Annotated in this window: 21 protein-coding genes, 4 tRNA genes and 1 pseudogene; 10 read left to right on the forward strand and 16 right to left on the reverse strand. The window is 42.4% G+C overall.

Annotated features, from left to right (window positions below; all coding sequences use genetic code 11):
• Positions 1-10: 10 nt before the first annotated feature.
• Together ACOOFG_RS09050 and ACOOFG_RS09055 are read right to left on the reverse strand one after the other, a co-directional pair.
• Positions 11-1,333 carry a hypothetical protein gene (locus tag ACOOFG_RS09050; RefSeq protein ID WP_420421150.1) on the reverse strand — a complete coding sequence of 441 codons (1,323 nt, stop codon included), beginning with the start codon at positions 1,331-1,333 and terminating at the stop codon, positions 11-13.
• Positions 1,330-1,887, reverse strand: a complete 558-nt coding sequence (locus ACOOFG_RS09055) for a hypothetical protein (protein WP_420421151.1) — start codon at positions 1,885-1,887, stop codon at positions 1,330-1,332. The genes ACOOFG_RS09050 and ACOOFG_RS09055 overlap by 4 nt, the downstream gene beginning before the upstream one ends.
• A gap of 117 nt (positions 1,888-2,004) precedes the next feature.
• On the opposite strand from ACOOFG_RS09055, the gene ACOOFG_RS09060 reads away from it, so the two are divergent.
• Entirely contained in the window at positions 2,005-2,697 is a 693-nt protein-coding gene (locus ACOOFG_RS09060; RefSeq protein ID WP_420421152.1) for a thioredoxin family protein, read from the forward strand.
• A 236-nt stretch (positions 2,698-2,933) separates the two neighbouring features.
• Here the strand turns inward: ACOOFG_RS09060 and ACOOFG_RS09065 are convergent, their stop codons facing one another.
• From ACOOFG_RS09065 to speA, 3 genes are read right to left on the reverse strand one after another with little or no spacing between them, the layout of a single operon-like run.
• The gene (locus tag ACOOFG_RS09065; protein ID WP_420421153.1) at positions 2,934-3,965 is read right to left on the reverse strand and encodes a deoxyhypusine synthase family protein; all 1,032 of its coding nucleotides are present in this window, start codon (positions 3,963-3,965) and stop codon (positions 2,934-2,936) included.
• The gene (gene speB, locus ACOOFG_RS09070) at positions 3,952-4,809 is read right to left on the reverse strand and encodes an agmatinase (RefSeq protein ID WP_420421154.1); all 858 of its coding nucleotides are present in this window, start codon (positions 4,807-4,809) and stop codon (positions 3,952-3,954) included. Before speB ends, ACOOFG_RS09065 begins: the two co-directional genes overlap by 14 nt.
• A complete protein-coding gene (speA, locus tag ACOOFG_RS09075) occupies positions 4,809-6,719 on the reverse strand; it encodes a biosynthetic arginine decarboxylase (RefSeq protein WP_420421155.1) in 1,911 nt (636 codons plus the stop codon). The genes speB and speA overlap by 1 nt, the downstream gene beginning before the upstream one ends.
• Positions 6,720-6,858: 139 nt before the next feature.
• Here speA and ACOOFG_RS09080 point away from each other — a divergent pair, with 139 nt between their 5' ends.
• Positions 6,859-7,269: a hypothetical protein gene (locus tag ACOOFG_RS09080; protein WP_420421156.1), complete on the forward strand. Its 411-nt coding sequence runs from the start codon at positions 6,859-6,861 to the stop codon at positions 7,267-7,269.
• Here the strand turns inward: ACOOFG_RS09080 and ACOOFG_RS09085 are convergent.
• The 4 genes and pseudogenes from ACOOFG_RS09085 to ACOOFG_RS09100 form a co-directional block, all read right to left on the reverse strand.
• Positions 7,266-7,711: pseudogene (locus tag ACOOFG_RS09085) on the reverse strand (peroxiredoxin). The gene ACOOFG_RS09080 and the pseudogene ACOOFG_RS09085 overlap by 4 nt on opposite strands.
• Before the next feature lie 53 nt (positions 7,712-7,764).
• The gene (locus tag ACOOFG_RS09090; RefSeq protein ID WP_420421157.1) at positions 7,765-8,391 is read right to left on the reverse strand and encodes a hypothetical protein; all 627 of its coding nucleotides are present in this window, start codon (positions 8,389-8,391) and stop codon (positions 7,765-7,767) included.
• Positions 8,392-8,468: 77 nt separating this feature from the next.
• Positions 8,469-9,065 (reverse strand): CPBP family intramembrane glutamic endopeptidase, encoded by a 597-nt coding sequence (locus ACOOFG_RS09095; RefSeq protein ID WP_420421158.1) that lies wholly within the window; start codon positions 9,063-9,065, stop codon positions 8,469-8,471.
• 75 nt (positions 9,066-9,140) lie between these two features.
• Complete coding sequence (locus tag ACOOFG_RS09100; RefSeq protein ID WP_420421159.1) at positions 9,141-9,716, reverse strand: hypothetical protein; 576 nt, start codon at positions 9,714-9,716, stop codon at positions 9,141-9,143.
• 163 nt (positions 9,717-9,879) lie between these two features.
• Here ACOOFG_RS09100 and ACOOFG_RS09105 point away from each other — a divergent pair, with 163 nt between their 5' ends.
• Positions 9,880-11,304: a tetratricopeptide repeat protein gene (locus ACOOFG_RS09105; RefSeq protein WP_420421160.1), complete on the forward strand. Its 1,425-nt coding sequence runs from the start codon at positions 9,880-9,882 to the stop codon at positions 11,302-11,304.
• Here the strand turns inward: ACOOFG_RS09105 and ACOOFG_RS09110 are convergent.
• The 6 genes from ACOOFG_RS09110 to ACOOFG_RS09135 all read right to left on the reverse strand — a co-directional run bounded on the left by ACOOFG_RS09110 (position 11,293) and on the right by ACOOFG_RS09135 (position 14,206).
• On the reverse strand, positions 11,293-11,820 hold the full coding sequence (locus ACOOFG_RS09110; RefSeq protein ID WP_420421161.1) for a hypothetical protein: 528 nt from the start codon (positions 11,818-11,820) through the stop codon (positions 11,293-11,295). The genes ACOOFG_RS09105 and ACOOFG_RS09110 overlap by 12 nt on opposite strands.
• A 269-nt stretch (positions 11,821-12,089) precedes the next feature.
• Positions 12,090-12,470, reverse strand: a complete 381-nt coding sequence (locus tag ACOOFG_RS09115) for a zinc ribbon domain-containing protein (RefSeq protein ID WP_420421162.1) — start codon at positions 12,468-12,470, stop codon at positions 12,090-12,092.
• Between the two features lie 358 nt (positions 12,471-12,828).
• Positions 12,829-12,910: transfer RNA gene (locus tag ACOOFG_RS09120), tRNA-Tyr, on the reverse strand.
• Between the two features lie 17 nt (positions 12,911-12,927).
• Positions 12,928-13,000 (reverse strand) — tRNA-Thr (locus ACOOFG_RS09125).
• A gap of 49 nt (positions 13,001-13,049) precedes the next feature.
• Complete coding sequence (locus tag ACOOFG_RS09130) at positions 13,050-13,892, reverse strand: DMT family transporter (RefSeq protein ID WP_420421163.1); 843 nt, start codon at positions 13,890-13,892, stop codon at positions 13,050-13,052.
• On the reverse strand, positions 13,889-14,206 hold the full coding sequence (locus ACOOFG_RS09135; protein WP_420421164.1) for an SEC-C metal-binding domain-containing protein: 318 nt from the start codon (positions 14,204-14,206) through the stop codon (positions 13,889-13,891). Before ACOOFG_RS09135 ends, ACOOFG_RS09130 begins: the two co-directional genes overlap by 4 nt.
• A 95-nt stretch (positions 14,207-14,301) precedes the next feature.
• Between ACOOFG_RS09135 and ACOOFG_RS09140 the strand changes: the two genes are divergently transcribed.
• From ACOOFG_RS09140 to surE, 3 genes are read left to right on the forward strand one after another with little or no spacing between them, the layout of a single operon-like run.
• Positions 14,302-15,042, forward strand: a complete 741-nt coding sequence (locus ACOOFG_RS09140; RefSeq protein ID WP_420421165.1) for a tRNA 2-thiocytidine biosynthesis TtcA family protein — start codon at positions 14,302-14,304, stop codon at positions 15,040-15,042.
• Positions 15,039-16,469 carry a sodium/proline symporter gene (locus ACOOFG_RS09145; RefSeq protein WP_420421166.1) on the forward strand — a complete coding sequence of 477 codons (1,431 nt, stop codon included), beginning with the start codon at positions 15,039-15,041 and terminating at the stop codon, positions 16,467-16,469. Before ACOOFG_RS09140 ends, ACOOFG_RS09145 begins: the two co-directional genes overlap by 4 nt.
• A complete protein-coding gene (surE, locus tag ACOOFG_RS09150; protein ID WP_420421167.1) occupies positions 16,456-17,238 on the forward strand; it encodes a 5'/3'-nucleotidase SurE in 783 nt (260 codons plus the stop codon). The genes ACOOFG_RS09145 and surE overlap by 14 nt, the downstream gene beginning before the upstream one ends.
• Here the strand turns inward: surE and ACOOFG_RS09155 are convergent.
• Positions 17,220-17,606: a hypothetical protein gene (locus ACOOFG_RS09155; protein WP_420421168.1), complete on the reverse strand. Its 387-nt coding sequence runs from the start codon at positions 17,604-17,606 to the stop codon at positions 17,220-17,222. The genes surE and ACOOFG_RS09155 overlap by 19 nt on opposite strands.
• A 205-nt stretch (positions 17,607-17,811) precedes the next feature.
• On the opposite strand from ACOOFG_RS09155, the gene ACOOFG_RS09160 reads away from it, so the two are divergent.
• The 4 genes from ACOOFG_RS09160 to ACOOFG_RS09175 all read left to right on the forward strand — a co-directional run bounded on the left by ACOOFG_RS09160 (position 17,812) and on the right by ACOOFG_RS09175 (position 20,116).
• Complete coding sequence (locus ACOOFG_RS09160) at positions 17,812-18,231, forward strand: hypothetical protein (RefSeq protein WP_420421169.1); 420 nt, start codon at positions 17,812-17,814, stop codon at positions 18,229-18,231.
• Between the two features lie 127 nt (positions 18,232-18,358).
• Positions 18,359-18,431, forward strand: a tRNA-Val gene (locus ACOOFG_RS09165).
• A gap of 16 nt (positions 18,432-18,447) precedes the next feature.
• Positions 18,448-18,521: transfer RNA gene (locus ACOOFG_RS09170), tRNA-Asp, on the forward strand.
• A gap of 83 nt (positions 18,522-18,604) precedes the next feature.
• Positions 18,605-20,116: an MFS transporter gene (locus tag ACOOFG_RS09175; protein ID WP_420421170.1), complete on the forward strand. Its 1,512-nt coding sequence runs from the start codon at positions 18,605-18,607 to the stop codon at positions 20,114-20,116.
• Positions 20,117-20,141 lie beyond the last annotated feature (25 nt).

Genomic DNA, 20,141 nt, shown 5'->3' on the forward strand with positions numbered 1-20,141 from the left:
ATTTAAACATTTAAGAGACAGCTTCGCCATGCCACTTGGTTTCGAGCCGCGTCATAGATCGACCTTCTGTCATCTCAGCCAGATAGGCTCTCGCATCCTTGCGCCTCTTAGCTCCCACAAGGCACTTGAAATAGGTCTGACGGAACAGATCGACTTGGGCATCGCTACCCCCAACAGCCCCTACATTGGTTATCATGGGGTCAAAGTACTTAAGAGCTGTCTTATAGTCCTGGTCTGCAAAGGCTAGCGATCCATAAATCAAGGGAAGCCCCATTCCTTTCCATACCTTCCGATCCTCCCCCCGCTGAAGCTCTGCAAACCGTAGAATCGAACTGAGCCCTTCCTTCACCTCTTCTTTCATGCCCCCTCTCTTCAACGCATAAAAAAGCTGCGCATTCACAAAAGGAATCGAGCCAAAACTCGCCTTCTCACCAATAGCTTCCGCTAAACCTTCCCACAAACTTGCCACATCTTGCTGTTCTAAATCATAACGCCACAGCAGCGAAGCCAAATCTACTTCTTCTCCAACCATGTTGTTTTTCGATTCCCACTTAGCTCGCTTAACAACATCTAACGACTCTTCAAAATCAAGATTCTCCAAATACATAAGAGCCAAGTGCCACATGTTATGAGATTCGATGATGCGACCTGACTTTTTCCAAACAGGAACAAACGATTCTAAAGCATCAATTCCCTTATCAATATCTCCTTGATTGATGTAGACATGACATAAGGTATGGTGGGCCCATGAGTTGAACTTATCGAGATCAAGTGCACGCGTTGCCTCTTTCTCTGCAGCCTCCAGCTGCCCAGTCAACTCAAGCGCAAACGAATGCATCGAGAGAAATAAAGGATCGTCTTTCCATTTAGGGTAATGGGCCTGAGTCAAAGCTAGAAACCGTTTTCCCTCATACTCCTGCCCTTTGCAGTAATAAATGAACTCGGTCGCCTTCAGTGCCACCAAATCATTGCGCCATTTTAAGCAGTGCTTTTCTAAATGATTCAAACATTCCGACAAATGGTCTTGGTGCCAAAGATGGAGTGCTTCATAAAAACTCTCCTCTCTTTCCGACACTTGATGCGCTAGCAGAGCTTGTGCTTTTTGCAGATAAAGTCGCGCCTTTTCATGCGGCTTTTCAGCCTGACCAAAGAGATAAAAAAGAGCTGCATAAAGCTGCAACAGGTAGTTATCTGCAAAACGCTCAGCTGCTTTATTGACATCAGCGACCTCCGCACCCAAACGAAGAAGCTGATCGGTGAAATGATCGATGGCATCGATGACTTCGCCTTCATTTGTCGTGACGAGATTCCCTAACCGATCTTTTAGATTCACGATTTGATTTCTCCCAACAGCTTCATCACCAGTTTTTTGGGATCTTCTTCTAAAATCAGTAGCTCTTGCGAATCAGGGTCCAATCGCTCAACAAGACTCGAAACCTCATCTGCAATTCCTCCCGAACCAAGTAAAACCCCAACGGGCTTCCCCATGTCGATCATGTTGGTCACTTCGTTAAGAGTTCCCCACTTTCCTCCAATCACTATTCCCCCATCACAACTCGCTGTCGATACAACGTTTCGATACTTCTTTGCAACACTCAGTGTCTTAGAAAAAGGAAAGGTCTCAGGAACAAAGATCATCTTATCATAAATCGAAACATCATCATCAGGCGTGAACTGAAGTTGCTCTTCATAGTTCGCTACTGGGGAAAAACCCCACTTTTGCTTTTCACTTGCTGCAGCCGCCACGGCATAAGGCAACCCTGAACAGGCGCCTGTCATCAGTAGCACGTCGTGCTCATTGAGTTCCTGTCCCAAATGCACAGCTTGGGTCAGCACTTCAGAGCTTTCAATTTCTGACGAACCAAATATTCCAATTCTAAGTTCCATGATTTCCTTTTAATCAGAAAGGAAACAAGGATCAAATTATTTTTTTAATTTTCGCAAAATTGCGTAAAAAGTTTTTCTTTTGGTAGAGTTTTTATTTTCATTTTTTGAGGTGTTCACATGAAAAAACTTCTTTTTTGCCTTGGGTTACTGCTACTTCTACCACTGCACAGCGCAGAACTTGACCAATTCCAATGGGGCATGAAAAAGTATCTCATGGTCCTCGAAAAAGGAATGCAGCTTTGTGAAAAGCAAGGCTATGCCTACTTCAAGGTGGAGCGCTGCCACTTTAAATCAGATGACGGGAAAGAGCTATTGTTCACAGACACTATTCGCGATACATCAGGTGAACCCTACGAAGAAACAACTTCTTCGTACACTCTCACCCTCTATCTTTATAAAGACAAACCAGATGATCTCTCAGCAGTTGATGTGAAAAAGCATAACTTGCTGAAAAAACTCGCCTCAAAGTCAACAGACAATACGGCGCAAATTGTGAAAGAAATCCAATCTGAAGAAGAGCTTTTGCATGAAATTGAAACGAGCAAAGTCCCCATCTACATCAAATGCTTTTCCCCAACATGCCCCCCTTGTGGACACTTAGCTCCCTTTTTTCAAAACTGGGCCAGCATGCATGCCAATAAGGGGAAATTTCTCGCAATTGATTTAAGTAAAATGCCAACGTTCCGCGAGCAGTATCAAGTCGATGTCATGCCAACCCTACTCATTTTCAATGAAAAAGGTGAGCTGATCGACCGCTACTCAGGACTCAGCGACATTGGCCTCTTTATTGAAACTCAACTCAGTTCCTAGAAGAGCTGAGGTGTCAGCCCTGTACAGGTTGTCGCCATGAGAATACTCAGAGCAATTCCTAGAACCCCTAAACCTGCATAACCTGTTAAATTGCGTATATTCACCAACATAAATTTGGCTTGATAATCACGGGGTGTATCTTCAAATATTGCGTCGTCTATAACAAAAAGCGTTGCGATTCTCCAAAACGCCGTGGCGGTAAAACCAGATATGACTCTGAACCAACTGTATGCTTTTTACAAAGCAGAGCTCAAAACTGATGCTGAAGTAGAAGTTGCATCTTCTTTTTGATCATTTTTAAGCCTCTCACCGACATATTGAAAAATCAGAGGAGCCACAATCGTGGCATCCGATTCGATGATGTAAGATGGCGTTGCTTCTGCAATCTTCCCCCAAGTGATTTTTTCACTCGGAGTGGCCCCACTGTAAGAACCATACGAAGTCGTGCTATCGCTGATTTGGCAAAAGTAACTCCAAAGAGGACATTCCTCTTGTCTAAGATCTTGACGAATGAGAGGCACAACGCAAATCGGAAAGTCGCCTGCAATCCCTCCACCTATTTGAAAAAAACCAATAGGATGCTTTGAAGCTGTTTCATCATACCAATGAACCAGAGTTTCCATTTGTTCAAGCCCAGACTTCACAACCGATAAACTTTGAACCTCCCCCTTAACTTTGCTGGCAACCAACCCATTTGCTGTGGAAGAGTCTTCCCATCCTGGAACAAAAATAGGAAGCTGCTTTTCATAGGCGGCATAGAGCCATGAATGTTTGAGATCAATTTCGTAAAACTCTTCGAGCATGTTGTACTCAAAGAGTTGATACATGAACTCATAGGGGAAAAAACGCTTTCCCTGCTCCTCAGCCTTTTTCCAAAGCACCAAGAGCTGCCGATCAATCCGTCGAAGAGCTTCTTCTTCCGGAATACAAGTATCCGTCACCCGATTCATCCCTCGATCATAAAGAGCTTGCTCATCAGCTTTTGTGAGAGAGCGGTAATGGGGAACTCTCTCATACTGAGTATGGGCCACTAAATTGAAGATATCTTCTTCAAGGTTTGCCCCAGTGCAGCAAATAGCATGTACATGCCCTTCACGAATCATTTCAGCAAGAGAAATCCCAAGCTCAGCTGTGCTCATGGCACCGGCAAGTGTGATAAACATTTTTCCGTTTTCATTGAGCAGCTTAACCCACCCCTCTGCTGCATCAACACAGCTCGCCGCATTGAAGTGTTTAAAGTGCTTCTTCATGAATTCAGCGATTGCCATGTCTTCTTTCCTTGGGTTCAAATAGATAACTGAGAATTTTGTACACAAGCTTTGCTGCCAAGTAATCGGGAGCATGCATCCCAGGGATAGGACTGAGCTCCACCACATCAAAGCCTACAAGGCTCCGCTTATCCATCACTTTTTTCAGCAGCTTCAGTGTGGGGTTCCAAAAAAGCCCTCCCGGTTCAGGAGTTCCCGTTGCAGGCATAAGGGAAGAATCAAAAACGTCGACATCAAACGAGAGATAAACACGATCACTCAGCCTGTCGAGGACTTGATCCATCCACGCCTCCCCATCGAGTTCATGAGCAAAAAAAACATCTTCTTGTTGCAGTTCGTTTTTTTCTTTTGCGGCCATGCTCCGGATGCCAACAGCAACGACATTGTCCACTTCAGGAAGGGTTTTGACGCGTGCCATAACCGAGCCATGACTATAGGGATTTCCCTCAAGAGCAGGATCAAGGTCGGTGTGGGCATCGAGTTGAAGAACGCTAAGGGGACCATATCTTTCTGCATGTGCACGGATCGGAGCGTAAGAGATGGAATGTTCGCCACCAACCGTGACGAGATACTTCCCTTGATCCATGTACTGGCACACGGTGTCATAGGTGACTTTCAACATCTCTTCACTTGTTTCAGGGCGTAGCTCAGGAGCCGTGTAAATCCCCTCTCGGTACACCTCCGTGTCAGTTTCAATGTCATAGAGCTCAAGGTTTTTCGAAGCTTCGATTATTGCTGCAGGCCCGTTGACCGTCCCTTTGCCATAAGAAGTCGTTTTATCAAACGCCACAGGCAAGAGAACTACTTGTCCTTTTTCTAAAGAGCATTCTTCTCCTAAAAACATCAATCCACCAAATACGTATAATTTTCCATCGAAGCCTTATATTTTTTCTTAATCATGAAGGCTTCCTGATCTGTCATGATTCCCTTTCTGAGCGCATTTTCGATTGTGTGATGCAACTGAGAACTGAGTTCTTGCGGGTCATACTGCATGTATTGCAACACTTCGCGAATCGTGTCTCCTTCAATCAAGTTCTTAAAACGCCAGGTTCCATCTTCACGCAAATCAACATGAATCGCATTCGTGTCTCCAAATAGATTGTGTAGCCCGCCTAAAGCTTCTTGGTAAGCGCCCACCAAAAAGATGCCGAGATAATAAGGTTCACTTGGTTCAAATTCATGCAGGTGAATACTTGGCATAGGACCCACAGGTGAAATGAATCGCTCTATTGTCCCATCGCTATCGCAGCTTAAGTCGACAATTTTTGCTTTGCGATTAGGTGGGGCAGCAAGACGGTGAATCGGCATGACAGGAAACAGCTGCTCAATCGCCCATGAATCGGGAAGAGATTGAAACACTGAAAAGTTACAAAAGTAAATATCAACAAGAATCTCTGAAAGTCGCTCAATGTCGTCATGCGAGTCTTCCAACTCATCGTAAAAGGAATGGACTTTGACTAAAAAATTGCGATAGACCTGCTCAACATACGCACGCTCTTCGATACTGATCCCACCATGGATGAACTTTTCTAAGATCTGCTCTTTGATGTAATGGGCATCGTGCAGTCCCTCTAAACAATTTTGAGGTGTGAGTGAGTGGTACATTTCGTAGAGATCTTCAAGCAAATCGTGATCACTTGGCGGCTCGTCGAGTTTTAAGACAGGGGCATCATACTTCGAAACATCGATCACTTCGGTCACTAAAATTGAGTGGTGCGCAACAAGTGCTCGCCCTGATTCACTAATCAAAACAGGTTGCTTGACTCCGTTTTCTTTGCAGATACTTCCCACAATGTACACAATGTCTCTGGCATACTCTTCAATAGAATAGTTCATCGAAGAATCACTGATGGTTTTCGATCCATCATAGTCAACGCCTAATCCCCCACCGACATCAAAAAACTCAAGTTGCGGACATTTTTTCGCAAGTTCTGTATAAAAATGAGCGGCTTCTGCAAGGGTTTTCTTAAAGGGAAGAATCGAACTTAGCTGACTTCCAATATGAAAATGCAATAGTTTGATCCAATCCGCTTTTCCCGCATCAGAAAACACTTTCCATGCAACGAGAAGTTCGTGGGTACTGAGTCCAAATTTCGCAAAGTCTCCTCCAGAAGAGGCCCAACGCCCACTTCCTTTCACTGAAGGCTTCATTCGAAATCCCACTTCTGCTTCGATTCCAAGTCGCTCAGCAACGGACAGAATCATCTGGCACTCATAAAGCTGCTCAACAATGATAATCGTCCGCTTTCCTAACTTGCGCGATAATAGAGCAAGCTCAATGTACTCCTCATCTTTGTAACCATTACAAAGAAATAGCGAATCCCCGTCGTCTGGCAAAGCTAAAATACTTAACAGCTCAGGCTTACTCCCCACTTCCAAACCCGAACGCTTGCCAAGTCCCGCGGTTCGAATCGTATCGATCACATGTTTTTGCTGGTTCACTTTGATAGGAAAGACATGCCGGTAATCACTTTGGTAAGAATAGAGATTGATGGCCTCGCGAAACGCAGAGGAAATTTTCTCTAAGCGGTCCTGAATGATCCCATCAAATCGGATTAATACCGGAACCTCGACCCCTCGTCCAACTAATGTTTTAACAATTTCATAGAGATCGACGGCATTGCCATCTTTATAGGGAGTGACTTCAATATTTCCCTTGTCATTGACATGAAAATATCCTTCACCCCACTTGTCCCAGGCATAAAGCTCGCGGCTTTCCTCGACATCCCAAGTTTCTAAATCTAATTCTTGCATGACACAACCCTCACCTAAATTTTAGGTGTGAATTAGAATACAAAAACTTCTAGAAATCGGGATACAAAAATCTCTCAAAAGAGATTGTTTTTTTCTTCCAATTTCTATAAAATTTTCTGCAAAAATCTATGAGGTTGATATGTATCCAGTGATTGTTTCAGCTCTTTCAGGAGCTTATCATGGAGGAGTTGCTCGCCTCCTCGAGTACACTAAATTTGACAAAAAAGTCTTCGACTTTGTCGCCCCAAAAGCCACGCATGCACTTGCGTTTGGTGTCTTTTCTGTGCTTGCTAGTTCACTTGGAGAAACTGTTATTCGCAACATGACGAATACCCGTTTTGAGCGCGATTACGGAATGTACGCTCGAGGGGAAAGAATGATGTCTTCAAGCAACCCGGTTGCCTACAAATACGGTTACATTGCAGTTCATATCTTGAGCTTATTCGGAACAGCTTACACCTTAAATCAGATGAACTACCGCATTCCTTATCGCTTTGTTCCCATCGCTCAGATCCCAACCGCTCTCTTGTATCTGTACGATAATTCCTAAAGAGTTGATAGAAAATCCATGACCTTTTGGGCGTGCCCTTTGGCACGCACATTTCTCCATGCCTTGACAAGACCTCCTGAGGGATCGATCAAAAAGGTGCTCCGGATCACTCCTTCATACTCCCGCCCATAGTTCTTTTTAAGTCCCCAAGCTCCGTACTGCTTCATCACTCCCTTTTCTGGATCGGATAACAGAGTCGCCTTTAGCCCATACTTAGCAATAAACTTCTGATGACTTGTCACAAATCAGGGCTCACTCCCAGCACAACCACATTTTCTGCGAGCTTAGAAAAATCACACGCCTCAGTGGTGCAGCCTGGTGTATCATCTTTGGGATAAAAATATAAGATGACCCATTTTCCTCGAAAATCTTCTAGGGAAACAAGTTCATCATCTTGATTTTGAAGAGAAAAGGAAGGGGCCACTTCGATCACTTGATTCATAAGATACTCCTGTTTGGAGACCTTATTATGGCGCCCCTCCTCAATAAAGTCTATTATTGGACCTCGTCAGTGAAAACGCGGGTAACCCACACTGAATCCATCTCTCCAGGATGAATCATTTGGTAATCTTCATAGCGATTCGTATGGGTGCCTCTATTGATGATAACTCTATCTCCTTCTTTCCAATATTGCGAGCTACATGCTCCCCAATAGCCTGTTATCCAGATATTCCCATCACCGGTACGTAGCGCGTATCCCGTTTCATCGACTTTCGTCAAAAAATAGGCCTTAGACAAATCATTGCAATCTTTGCTAAGACAAGTGAGATAGGCACTTTTTTCTGCCACATTTTTTAAGATGAATTCGTCATTTTTTCCTTTAGAATAATGAGCAATACGAATGTCATCCCCGGTTTTCCAATTCTGAGAAATAGCTTCAAAGGCTTTTTGACTCTGTTCACCTTCAATATGCCATTTAGAACCATCGCTAAGAATCACGACAATTCTTGACGAATCAATTTGCCTGACTTGTTCAAAAGCTGTACAAATTTTTGGTCTCAATTGTGAAGAAATTTTGAAGTCTACTTTTTCAACTGCTTTTTTCTCTTCACTTTGCTCCACACCTTCTAGTGCGTTGAAATCAATTGCGATATCACCTTCTGAAATACCTTCAACTGTCATCCTATTCCTCCTTTTGAATTCATAAAGAGGAATAGGATAACCTATCTCAATGCTAAAAAACAATGATGTTGCTTCAATCAATGATTAAGTAGGTAGTGAACCCAGGCGCTCGTATTATTTCCGATATGAAGTCCAATAGGAAACTCCAAGCCTCCAAAATCCTCAGCAACGCCAAACACAAACCCCGCAACTGTTGCAAAAATGACTTGAGGAAGGAAATAGATAGGATTACAGAAAAAACATAAGCTATTTGAAAAATGGACAAGTCCAAAAATAACCGATGTATAAAAGATCGTTGTGGTCCGGGCTGCAAAATTTGCATCTACTTTAGATAGTCCCCAATCTAAATAAGACTTTTCAATATTTCCTATCATCTTGTCTTTTAAATCCTGCCTAAACACTTGTTCTTCCATTATAGGGCCGATCACACAGACAAATGGAGTAATAAGGACTTTCACACCAAGATTCAAATTTGCAAACGGATCATAAGTGGGAAGGTTCCAAGCCTTGACCATTCTATTTAATAAGGGGATAGAAACCAGAGGGATTGCTGCACCTAGCACAAAACCCACTCGCCCCCTCAAACTCGACATCGCATCCTTACCTATTTCGGCATATGCGTAAACCGCATCTTTAAAATAAGATAAACGATTGGTATCTTGAATAGTTGACATGTCAATCCCAAATAATTTTTAAAACGTTAAAATTATAGAGTTAACAAACATTTAAATCAAACAATATATATTAATTTAAACTGAATCTATTGAAGCACAAAATGATTTGAAAGTATTTGTAATTAGAAACATCAAGCGCTGATGCTTTTCAGATTGCAACTCGTCTCCAGTTTCCAAAAAATAGCACGCCCAGAAATGGTGAAAAATGAAAGCTTCTTCAAAAAAAAACTGCTTCCTCCTTGGAAACGCCCCTTTTAAAACTTCAACCCCATCAAATACTGCGCTCGCATCTGCATATTTTTTCTCTCTTAAAAACTGATACGCCAAAATAGATTTGATCAAAAGTTGGCCTTCAAACCTGTTTCTCAGTTCCTGAAACAGCTCATCAGCCTCTTCAAATAACTCAAAAAAGATGAGAGCACGATGGTAGACATATCCTGCATAAACGCTTTTTGGGTATTGCTCATAAGAGTTCTTTAACTCTTCTAATGCTCGAGGACCTTCCACACCGATTGAATGAGCCAGCTGCTGCAAACGGGCCGTCACCTCATCAGGCATTAAAAAAATCGATTTTGGACGGAAGTCAAAATGGATACTCTGCTTCACCTTTTTTTGCTTTTCGTTCCAAGTGCACTCAAGATCGAGTTTCATACATCTCCCTCTTAATGATGATAAATTTCAAATTGAAGGATTTTGCTCGACATCGCTTTTAATTGCACCTATTTCCATCCCCCTTTCTTTAAGAGCATATTTTCGGTTGGCAAACCCCTCCCATAATAATGTTTGAAGCTTACCTTTCAAAACCTTATGATAAATGGTTTTACACAAGCATGAAATGAAAATGTTCACTTCCTATTTCTCGACACAGAAAGTTCTGAAAAGCTCGATATCGGCAAATCAAGAAGGCAATCCTCAAAAAGCCCTCAAAATCCTTGAGCCCTTATTACACTCTAAAAAAATCATAACCAGCTGCAGCCTCTGGAAGTCGACATGGAAGATTGTCAGTGAAATTTTTGAGCAGTTAGGAGACCAACAATTGGCGAGCTTGTCTCAAGCAAATTTATTTATTCAGGACCATCCACATCAATTCTATCATTTTGGTTATGAGCTTGTTGAAAGAGGACTTTATGTTGTTGGACTTCCTGTTTTGAAAAGAGCAGCACTCTTGTTTCCCAATAATGAACAAATTCTTACTGAAATTGCCCATATTTTAGAGCAATTGAAGTTGTATAGAGAAGGAAAAGAATGCCTTCTGCAAGCGCCCAAGCTGGTCCAAACAGCTTTTATGCCCCGTTATTTAGTTGTGTTTTATTCAATAATGACGGGTGACCTAGAAGAAGCAAATAAATGGTTCTCTGGGCTCGATCAATTGTTGATTCATACTCCCTTAGAGTATCGGGAAAGCTATGAGTTCATGTTTGATAACATCCAAGCAATGCTAGATAGAGCAAAACTTTTATTGCCTCATACTCCTTTAGATTCTTCAGATCTTCGCGGGTGGAATGCAGTGGTCAATGGCAATATTGTACTCCATCTCAGTGAATATGCCATGGAATCAATGGGAGGTAGATATGCCATGGAATCAATGGGAGGTAGATATGCCTTTTACCAAGAAAGTTCCACTAGTCTTTTTCGCTGTATCAGCCAATTAAAAGATGTCTTAGATAACCTCTATATTCAACCAAAGAGAATTCTTTCACTCCCCGATAGAGACAGTTGCATTTTATCTCATCAAGCCGCAAAATTTTTACAATGTCCTGTCGAAATTTTTTCTGCAGAGACAAACTCTCTGCCAGGACTTATCGTCTGTTATTGTTCTGATTTAATTGATTCTGATAGTTTTGATTTTTTAGCTGAAGCCAAAGAAGATCAAGTTTTATGGTGTCATGCATCGAATTGGACTCAGGATTCTATTGCTCCTGATTTTATCAGCTATTTTTCTCAATGTACCTGTCCGCCATGGGGAAAACAGCTCACTCTTGACATAGAAGGCTTGGAGAGCGATGAAAAGCCAAATGTTATTGAAAAAGATCCCTTAGAAGGAACTCCAGAGCATGTTGCTGAAACATTGTACAAAACGTATGAGACGCAACAACTAGAAGATACTGAGCAGGCTAAAGTTTTGGCGCGATTACTCTTTTGTCATAAAAATGAAAACAATGCGTTCAGTGCACAAAGAACTAGGTCAAGACAATGGGTGGATTCCCCCATCTCAAGTGAGCCCTTTTCACTTAGCTGAAAAAAGGGCTTTAGACAGATCTTGATCCATGTGGAAAAAAGAATTCAAATCTCCAGGTTCGAAAATTAACCAAGCATCCCCAAATGTATGGTTCAAAAACGTCTCAATCTTGTATCCCCCAGATAGTAGAACTTCTAGATCACCGCAATTTTTGACTGCAATATCTTCTACAAAGTATTTTTCACCAGAAAAATTGAAAAACTCCAAGATCCTTTCATCTTGTAGATTCCCACTTTCATAGTCCCAATCTTCACTCCAATCCTCCTCATCCACTGGCTCCCAAAGATCTCGGTGACCTGTGATGATCCCGCTGGGGCCTAATAGTCTCCATGAACATAAGAAATGCAGTGACCAGTCTGAAACTTCCCCATCTTTAACTGGTCTGATTTGTCCAAAACCAAGCATCAGCATATCAGCAGCTCGATTGATCTGACTGAGGGGAAGGCCCATGATTGCGTTGCAAATTTTCTTTAACTTAGCAATTTCCAAAGCAGATTCTGTATTCTCTTTCGTCATCCTTTATCTCGTAGATCTAGGGCGGAAGGCCGCCTCCATGAAAAATTTCCTGCACAATTTAGATTAGACGTTTCCTATCCACAACTCCTTTTTGCATCAAGCTAAAGAGCTTAAGCTGATGCCTTTTTGTTTTTCAAGATTTTGCTTTTTTTGGGGAAGGGGGGCTTATTTAGAGAGTGATGTAACTCACCTCCTATATCAACCCTATAATAGTATCTTCACTGACTTGTCGCAAGTAGTCAAAAAGCACTAAAGAGCGAATAAGTCGTCTATGAAATTCTACGTATCTTTGCTCTAGCTGTCTTTTTTTCACCGCAATTGGCGCAGAAATTCCACTTAGTCTCAAGCTCTTCTTTGCATTTAGAGCACTGAGTTAAAGAGCGATCATGCCATCTATCATTCTTATGGTAAATGACCTGAGCGATAATGATGATAACAGGAATTGTTGTCATGATCTGTTTTACAAGGAAAAATAAAGAACCTTCTCGAATAGCAGTAAATGTGAGTGTTCCAAAACCAATTGCAAGCAAAATATTGTAGGTTAGGGAGATATCCCTAACTTCTTTATGGACATGGATTTTCCAAATCTGAAACCAATAGCTGACAGATAATAGGACGATGGCGATCCATGATAAGATATTTAATAGCATTTTTAACCTCTGTACTTAGCCATATCACGCCCAGCTTTTTCTTGTAAGGGGGGGTATGCAGGATTAGAAATTTCTATTTGTGTTTGTCAGAGACACAAAAAGAAACCGCTGAATAGGAAAAAGATGAAATGGGGAGTTGCCCCCGAATTTAGGGCTCTCAGATTTGGAAAAAGGCAACAAAGTCTGTAGACGATCCTTTAGGCGGCAGGCCGCCTCCATAAAGATTTTTCTTATTTCAGCGTGATTATTTTTTGATGGATCAGGATTATCCTGACGCATGGCAAGCTTAAGTAAGCTTGTCAAGGAGGGATAAGGCCGAGACGCAAAAAAGAAACCGTTGAAAAAGAAAAAGCTGAAATGGGGGCGGCCAGACTCGAACTGGCGGAGACCGAAGTCGATGGATTTACAGTCCATTGCAATTGCCACTATGCGACACCCCCGCGGGGTAAAAAAAATTTGCTGGAGAAAGGACTTGAACCCTCAACCGTCCGATTACAAGTCGGGCGCTCTACCAATTGAGCTACTCCAGCAAACGAGTGATCGTTATACCAAATCATTTGTTTTAGGATCAAGAGAGAATTAAAAGTCTTTTTCAAGATAGAGGACCCAAATTCCTCCACCGATAATCAGGGCAATTCCTATCCATGAAAGAAGAGGAGGAACGTGGTGCCAAAAGAGCCAGTCAAATAGACCAGAAAACACCACATATGTGTAGGAAAAGGGTGCTAAACTGGCAGGACAGGCAAATTTAAATGAAACCGTAAAAGTGTATTGAATGATTGCAAATATCACACCAATCACTGCCATCAGCCCTATAACACTCCAAGGAATCGGGTGCCAAGTCCAGATGACGTAGGGAAGCAAGACAAGAGTTCCCAAGAGAACGTAGTAAAAAATGATCCTTATAGAGGGTTCGTCTGACAATTTTTTCAAAGAGACCATCGTCAATGCCATGCAGAAACCAGCGATAATCGCTAAAATGGCACCATAATGAAGGGTTTGCGAATCAGGATTAAGAACGCAATAGACTCCCACAAAGCCTACAACGAGAGGAAACCATAGCTTATGAGAAATTTTTATCTTGAGCCAAAATAGCAAAATAAAGGGAATAAACAAGACTCCCGCGTTGAGAAGAACTGTTGCACCGGCTAGTGAAATGGACGTAATCGCAAAGAAAAGAAGCGCATACTCTCCAACCCCAAACAAGCTACGCAAAATGATGGGGCCTTTATGCTGGGTTTTTAAAGAGGTTCTAAGCGCAAATGGAAGGATAAGAATAAGGGTAACAAAGTATTGAAAAAATAAAATCGTCGGGGCTGTTTCATAACTAGAGCAGACTTTGGCTAAAGCAGTAAGAACTGCCATCAAAAACCAAGTCACAATTGTTAAAAAAATCGCTAAAGAAAGATTTTGGTGTTTCACTCATCCGAGGAAGTTGGTTGACTCTCTTCCTCTTTTTCTGCGATTTGAGTCTTTTCCTCAACCTTTTCTTTTGCTGGTGGAGCTGAAGAAAAACGTTCAGCGAGTGATGGAGCCTCGGTTTGAACCTCGGAAATAGTATGGCCTCCCAGCTTTTTAGAGACCATTCCAGAGATCTTTTCCATGCCAGTCTTGACGTTTTGAGGAGTCAAATTTGTGAAGCTGCGCCGCTGGACAGCAGACTTCTGCTCACAGCATTTTTTATACTTTTTCCCTGAGCCACAAGGACAAGGGTCGTTACGGCCAACTTTAGACATTTATTCCTCAAAAAATCATTACTATGCCATATATTATACACGATTTTTACATCTTTGTATAGCACTTATTGTCTAGAGACTCTATCCTATCCTCTATGGAAATTCCAATCGCACGCCCTCCTTGGACTGGTAAGGGGAAGAAAATCGAAAGCATGTGCCGAAAGGCCCTTTTTGACTTTTCCTTGCTCGAAGACGCAAACGGAGTTGCCGTCGCCTTAAGTGGGGGAAAAGACAGCCTTTCATTACTTTTCATGTTGAAAGCCATTTTGGGAAAAGGGTTTCCCGACTTGCCACTACTTGCCATTCATGTGCAAGGAGAGTTTTCTTGCGGAGCTTCTGTTCACGCAAACTTTTTGCGCGGAATTTGCAAAGAGCTCGAAGTGCCTTTGCTTTTTCGCGAATCGACTCAAAAACGAGAAACACTTTCTTGTTATCGCTGTTCACGTGAGCGGCGCAAGCTGATCTTTGATGCCGCTAAAGAAGAGGGATTTTCAACGATTGCTTTTGGACACCATCAAGATGACAGCACACAGACATTGCTTTTAAATCTCCTTCACAAAGGAGAGTTTGCAGCCAATCTACCTAAAGTCCCGATGCACGATTATGGGGTGACGATTATTCGCCCTTTCATATATGTTCCGGAAAAGGAGATAGTGCATTTTGCAAAACAACATGGCTTTGCGCGCATCACGTGTCAATGTCCTGTTGGACAAAACTCCAAACGAGGAGTTGCTAAACGACTCTTAGAGCAGTTGGAAGAAGAGTTTCCAAATGCCCGAGTCAATTTGGCGCAAGCTGCACATGAGTATGGCTCAAAAAAAGCAATGACGAAATGATTCCTTTTTCTGAACTCAGTGCCATTGCCATTTATGTGGTGATTTTATTTGTGATTGGATTTTGGTCCTATAGAGGTCACAAAACAGCAGATGATTTTATCATTGGCGATCGATCACTGAACTTTTGGCTGACAGCGCTTGCAGCTCATGCAAGTGATATGAGCAGTTGGCTATTCATGGGTTTTCCCGCGATTATATTTGCCGGCGGACTCTTTAATGCATGGTTTGCAATTGGTCTCACTCTCTTCATGTTTTTAAACTGGCTCCTTGTCGCTCCAAGAGTACGTACTCAAACAGAAGTGTACAACAGTCTGACCTTCTCTTCATTTTTCGAAAGCCACTTCCATGACACGTCTGGTCTCATTCGGATCTTTACAGCAGTCATGTCATTTGTGTTTTACACCATTTACATTTCTGCTGGGATCGTTGGGTTGGGACTTCTCATTGAAACACTTTTCAACATCCCCTACCATATTGGAATCACAATTGGGATTTTTGTGGTCATCCCCTATCTATTTATTGGCGGTTATACCACCTTAGCTTGGCTTGATTTGTTTCAGGGGATCTTTCTCATGGTTGTGATTGTAGTTGTTCCTCTCATCGTTTTACCTCAAGTCGGCGGGATGGGGGGTGTTTCGAAAGCACTCGACACATTTCACCTCTCAAAGTCGCTTTTACCCAACCTTAAACTCGAAACATTCTGGCATATTTTTTTAAGTCTTTGCGGCTGGGGAATCGGCTACTTTGGGCAACCTCACATCATTACAAAATTCATGGGAATCCGCAAAGTTTCAGATATGCGAAAATCCATGGCTGTGGGGATGTCTTGGCAAGTCATCACAATGTGTTTTGCAACATTGATCGGGTTGGTTGCAATCGCTTACTACAAAGGAACACTCGACAACCCCGAACTTGCATTTGTCTTGATGGTCAAAAAAACCTTTCCACCAATGATCATGGCCTTCATTTTATGCGCGGTGCTCGCTGCCACCATCTCCACAATGGACTCTCAAATTTTAGTTCTCGCCTCAAGCTTAACCGAAGATTTTTACAAACGCATTTTTCGCAAAGCAGCTTCCCAAAAAGAACTCCTTTGGATTTCTCGCGCTTTCGTTTTAGTGGTCACAGTCATCTCTTTTTCCATTGCGTTTTTCAAAATCAGCACCATCTATTCACTTGTTTTCTATGCCTGGTCAGGGTTAGGCTCTGCTTTTGGCCCCCTCCTTCTCTTCTCACTCTATTCGAAAAAAGCCAACAAATACGGGGCTTGGGCAGGCATCTTAGTCGGCGGATTTATCGCTATCATTTGGCCCCTGATTAGCCAAACCATTTCTCCTCTGATTCCTGGCTTTTTATTGGGAAGTTTGGCAATCTACATAGGATCAGCTTTAACTAGGCACAAAATTCAAATACATGGAAAAACCTAAAGTTCTTTTAACAAATGATGATGGAATTCACTCAAACGGCTTAAAGTGCCTTTGGGAATCATTGCGTGAAGTAGCAGACCTTCAAATTGCTGCCCCCATGACAGAGCAATCCGGAGCAGGGGTAGGTGTCACCTTCGATCGGACGCTGCAAGCAAAACCTGTCGATCATTATGATCACACTCCGGCTTGGATGATTGACGGCAAACCTGCGGACTGTGTCAAACTTGCCCTTCATCGACTGCTAAAAGAAAAGCCCGATTTTATCATCTCTGGAATCAACCACGGTTCCAACGCAGGACGCAATGTTCTTTACAGCGGAACCATTGGAGCTACAATCGAAGGAATGATGCGTGGCATTCCTGGAATCGCTTTTTCTTATCTTTGTGATCAAACGAAAGACTTCCCTCACGTTCAACCCTACATCCAAAAAATCTTTCAGTACATCCTTCAGCACCCTCTTCCTGCAGGAACCATCTTAAATGTGAACTTTCCCCATGTCCCTCCAAATGAAATCAAAGGGTGTAAAATGGCACGCCAAGGCTACCGCTCTTGGCTCGGAACACCTCGAGAAGAAAAGCATTTTGAAAGCCACAGTGAGTTTTTATTTGGTTGGGATGACCATCTTGCTGATGAACATTCAGAAAGTGATATCGCCCTTCTTGAAGCCGGCTATGTTACAGCTGTACCTCTTTATATCGGAGAACTCACCCATCAGAGCCATTTAGACCAAAAGAAAGACACATTCGAATCTCATTTCTTTCTTCTTTGATCGTAAGCATCGAGCGTCAGAAGAGCTTCTCGCTCAAACCTCTCAAATATCACGCGTCCCCCATCGATCATGTAAATTCTTTTCATTTCCTGCATCAGGTCATCACTATCTGAGTGATCTTCCTCCACAGGAATCAAGGCACCTCTTTCTTGCAGCTTTTTGAGCCGAATCATGAGATCCACAAGCGTTTGAACTTTGTGACTGATTTGGTCCTCTTTGTCTAAGAGATCCTCTCGCGTCTGAATCTCTTTGAGATCTGCCGTCAAAGATTTGATGACCCCCTTAGCTTCTCGCTTGCAGTCTGTAACAGTAGAAGGACTACACCCAACCGAGATGAAAAACAAAAAAAGAAATAGGCAATTTTTCATGCTTTCATTGTACCTAAAAGAGAAAATATTATGCCAAGGCTATGACCCTGAGTTTGAGCTAGTCAAATCTCTCTTTATGTTGATTTATAAGGAAAAACGGATCACAATTCGTCTATATTTCAAAAAAATGGATGGGAAACTCAAATTTTGAAATGTCGTTTATCTGCTATTTTTCCCAAAAAGATTTGTTAAGTAAGGTGCTGAGATGTCAATTAGCTGGACTATAAGTGATTTTACATTTCCAAACGACTTTTCTACAATAAATCCAACTACCGCAATGCGTATTATGAGTGATGCGAATACGCTTCATGCTACACTGAGTCTCATAACAGTAACATTCTTTTGTACACTGGGCATGTTAATGAAAGCGACTAGCATCAGTTTCCATCAGTACAATACAGGTGTTCAAAAATTGAAAGAAGCCTCAACCCCAATGCTTCAAAAAATTTTAGAAAGTCAAATAAACAGTTCTAAAAAATCAATTATCCTTTCTATCATGGCTTCTATACCACTTACATTTTTAAGCTGCATGTTTTTCCATTTGACTTATCAGAGCATGAGCGGTTACTACCTCATAGCCTACCCAGGGTTAAAAGAAATAGCGCAGCCTTTGTTAAACAAATAAAATTTCCCCTCTTACTACCTCCATCTTTCCTTAAGGAAAAGCCATATGACCGTGTTGTCGCTACAAAACAGAAAATATTCTTGAGGAAAATTCTTTTCCCGATTAGAGTAATTAGTCTATTCTGGGGGGGCGTATAGCTCAGTTGGTAGAGCACCTGTCTTACACACAGGCGGTCATAGGTTCGAATCCTGTTGCGCCCATTAAAAAGCTAGTTGTGCGGGAGTAGTTCAACTGGTTAGAGCACCAGCCTGTCACGCTGGAAGTTGCGGGTTCGAGTCCCGTCTCCCGCGAAGCTTTTTGAAGCCGCCATTTGGCGGCTTTTTTTTATTCTTCAGTTGTGGTACAGGGTAAAAAAAAACTTAAAAGTGTGCTCATGTCAAATGCGCGAAAATGGTGGGCCCTAATCGGCCTCGGACTGGCCAGTTCTTTTGTTTTTACAGAGCTGGTGATGGTTGCTGTCATTCTTGGCACCATTCAAGTCCACCTCGAAGCTTCCTATATTCAACTTCAATGGATCTTAAATATCTACGTTTTGACAACGGCTGTATTCATGATCACGATGGGACGCTTTGGAGATCTGTTTGGAAATCGCACAATGGCACTCCTTGGAATGGTCGGCTTTGGAATCAGTTCCTTTTTTGCTGGAATTTCCCCAAATCCAGAGTGGATGATTGTCTCACGAGCGTTTCAAGGAATTTTTGGAGCGCTCATTATTCCTTGCACTCTTGCGCTTGTAAACAAAATCTTTCCCGATGAACAAAAGGGACGGGTCATAGGAATGTGGAATGCACTCGCCATGTTAGGAATTGCCATTGCTCCCGTTCTCGCAACAGTCCTTCACGCCATTGGATCTTGGCGTTGGATTTTCTTCATCCACGTGCCATTCATGCTCATTTGCTTAATCATCCTTGTTTTCACCATCAGAGACGAGCTCCCTAAACAAGAAAAACAACCGATCGATTGGTGGGGGTTTCTCTTTTTAACCGTCGGGACATCAGCGATTGTCACTGCAGTGACCCAAGGATTTATTTGGGGCTGGACATCTCCCTCAACTTTGCTTTTACTCGTGCTTGGAGCCGTCTCCATTGTGCTATGGATCATGACCGAAATGACCCAAAAAAACCCGATTGTGAATTTTTCCTGGTTTGCAAATAAAACGTTCGCGAGTTGCGTCTCCATTGCCATTGTTGCAACGAGCTGTGGCGTCGTTCTACTTTTCTTACTCCCTTTATATTTACACAATATTCTGAATTTCAACTTCATTCACGTTGGTCTCTATCTTTTCGCAATGACACTTCCAACTGCAATCTTTTCACCTCTGGGAGGGGTTTTAACTGATAAAGGGGGACATCGCTTGCCCATTTACATTGGAACATTTGCGATGATTGTTTCCCTGTACCTTTTCACTCATTTCACAATACAGACTCCGGTCTGGTTTTTTCTCTTAGCGTTCATTCTTTTTGGAACATCTTGGGGATTGATTATGGGACCAATCAAAGCAGGAGTCCTAAGCTCTCTCCCTCACCGAATGGCTGGTGTTGGAACAGGAACCCTGCTGAGCTTTGAGCATCTTGGTGCAGCTGTTATTCTTGCACCAATGGGAACCATCTTTCGGCGGTCCGCACATCTCTTTTTAAAAGAGAATCTGTCGCAGGAAAGCGTTCAGCTGTCTCATACAGACTCCTTGTATGTTCAATCTCTCCTCTCACATCCACTAAAAATCAAAGAAGAATTGCAGTACTTAGGACCTAAACTCAAAGAAACTATCATCCCTATTTTCAAAGGGGCATTTGTACACGGCTTTCAAAATGTGAGCTGGGTCATTTTTGCAATTTCCATTTTTGGTCTTTTACTTTTTGCAATGCTTAAAAAACGAAAGGCTTAACTTCTTTACATTGTCTGTGAGTTGT

Source organism: Simkania sp. (genome assembly GCF_965215465.1).
In the GTDB taxonomy this organism is placed as follows: domain Bacteria; phylum Chlamydiota; class Chlamydiia; order Chlamydiales; family Simkaniaceae; genus Simkania.

Bases quoted from the DNA above. Each gene is read 5' to 3' on its own strand.
- ACOOFG_RS09055 (WP_420421151.1), bottom strand. From the start codon at position 1,887: ATGGAACTTAGAATTGGAATATTTGGTTCGTCAGAAATTGAAAGCTCT.
- ACOOFG_RS09060 (WP_420421152.1), top strand. From the start codon at position 2,005: ATGAAAAAACTTCTTTTTTGCCTTGGGTTACTGCTACTTCTACCACTG.
- ACOOFG_RS09065 (WP_420421153.1), bottom strand. From the start codon at position 3,965: ATGGCAATCGCTGAATTCATGAAGAAGCACTTTAAACACTTCAATGCG.
- speB (WP_420421154.1), bottom strand. From the start codon at position 4,809: ATGTTTTTAGGAGAAGAATGCTCTTTAGAAAAAGGACAAGTAGTTCTC.
- speA (WP_420421155.1), bottom strand. From the start codon at position 6,719: ATGCAAGAATTAGATTTAGAAACTTGGGATGTCGAGGAAAGCCGCGAG.
- ACOOFG_RS09080 (WP_420421156.1), top strand. From the start codon at position 6,859: ATGTATCCAGTGATTGTTTCAGCTCTTTCAGGAGCTTATCATGGAGGA.
- ACOOFG_RS09090 (WP_420421157.1), bottom strand. From the start codon at position 8,391: ATGACAGTTGAAGGTATTTCAGAAGGTGATATCGCAATTGATTTCAAC.
- ACOOFG_RS09095 (WP_420421158.1), bottom strand. From the start codon at position 9,065: ATGTCAACTATTCAAGATACCAATCGTTTATCTTATTTTAAAGATGCG.
- ACOOFG_RS09100 (WP_420421159.1), bottom strand. From the start codon at position 9,716: ATGAAACTCGATCTTGAGTGCACTTGGAACGAAAAGCAAAAAAAGGTG.
- ACOOFG_RS09105 (WP_420421160.1), top strand. From the start codon at position 9,880: ATGGTTTTACACAAGCATGAAATGAAAATGTTCACTTCCTATTTCTCG.
- ACOOFG_RS09110 (WP_420421161.1), bottom strand. From the start codon at position 11,820: ATGACGAAAGAGAATACAGAATCTGCTTTGGAAATTGCTAAGTTAAAG.
- ACOOFG_RS09115 (WP_420421162.1), bottom strand. From the start codon at position 12,470: ATGCTATTAAATATCTTATCATGGATCGCCATCGTCCTATTATCTGTC.
- ACOOFG_RS09135 (WP_420421164.1), bottom strand. From the start codon at position 14,206: ATGTCTAAAGTTGGCCGTAACGACCCTTGTCCTTGTGGCTCAGGGAAA.
- ACOOFG_RS09140 (WP_420421165.1), top strand. From the start codon at position 14,302: ATGGAAATTCCAATCGCACGCCCTCCTTGGACTGGTAAGGGGAAGAAA.
- ACOOFG_RS09145 (WP_420421166.1), top strand. From the start codon at position 15,039: ATGATTCCTTTTTCTGAACTCAGTGCCATTGCCATTTATGTGGTGATT.
- surE (WP_420421167.1), top strand. From the start codon at position 16,456: ATGGAAAAACCTAAAGTTCTTTTAACAAATGATGATGGAATTCACTCA.
- ACOOFG_RS09155 (WP_420421168.1), bottom strand. From the start codon at position 17,606: ATGAAAAATTGCCTATTTCTTTTTTTGTTTTTCATCTCGGTTGGGTGT.
- ACOOFG_RS09160 (WP_420421169.1), top strand. From the start codon at position 17,812: ATGTCAATTAGCTGGACTATAAGTGATTTTACATTTCCAAACGACTTT.
- ACOOFG_RS09175 (WP_420421170.1), top strand. From the start codon at position 18,605: ATGTCAAATGCGCGAAAATGGTGGGCCCTAATCGGCCTCGGACTGGCC.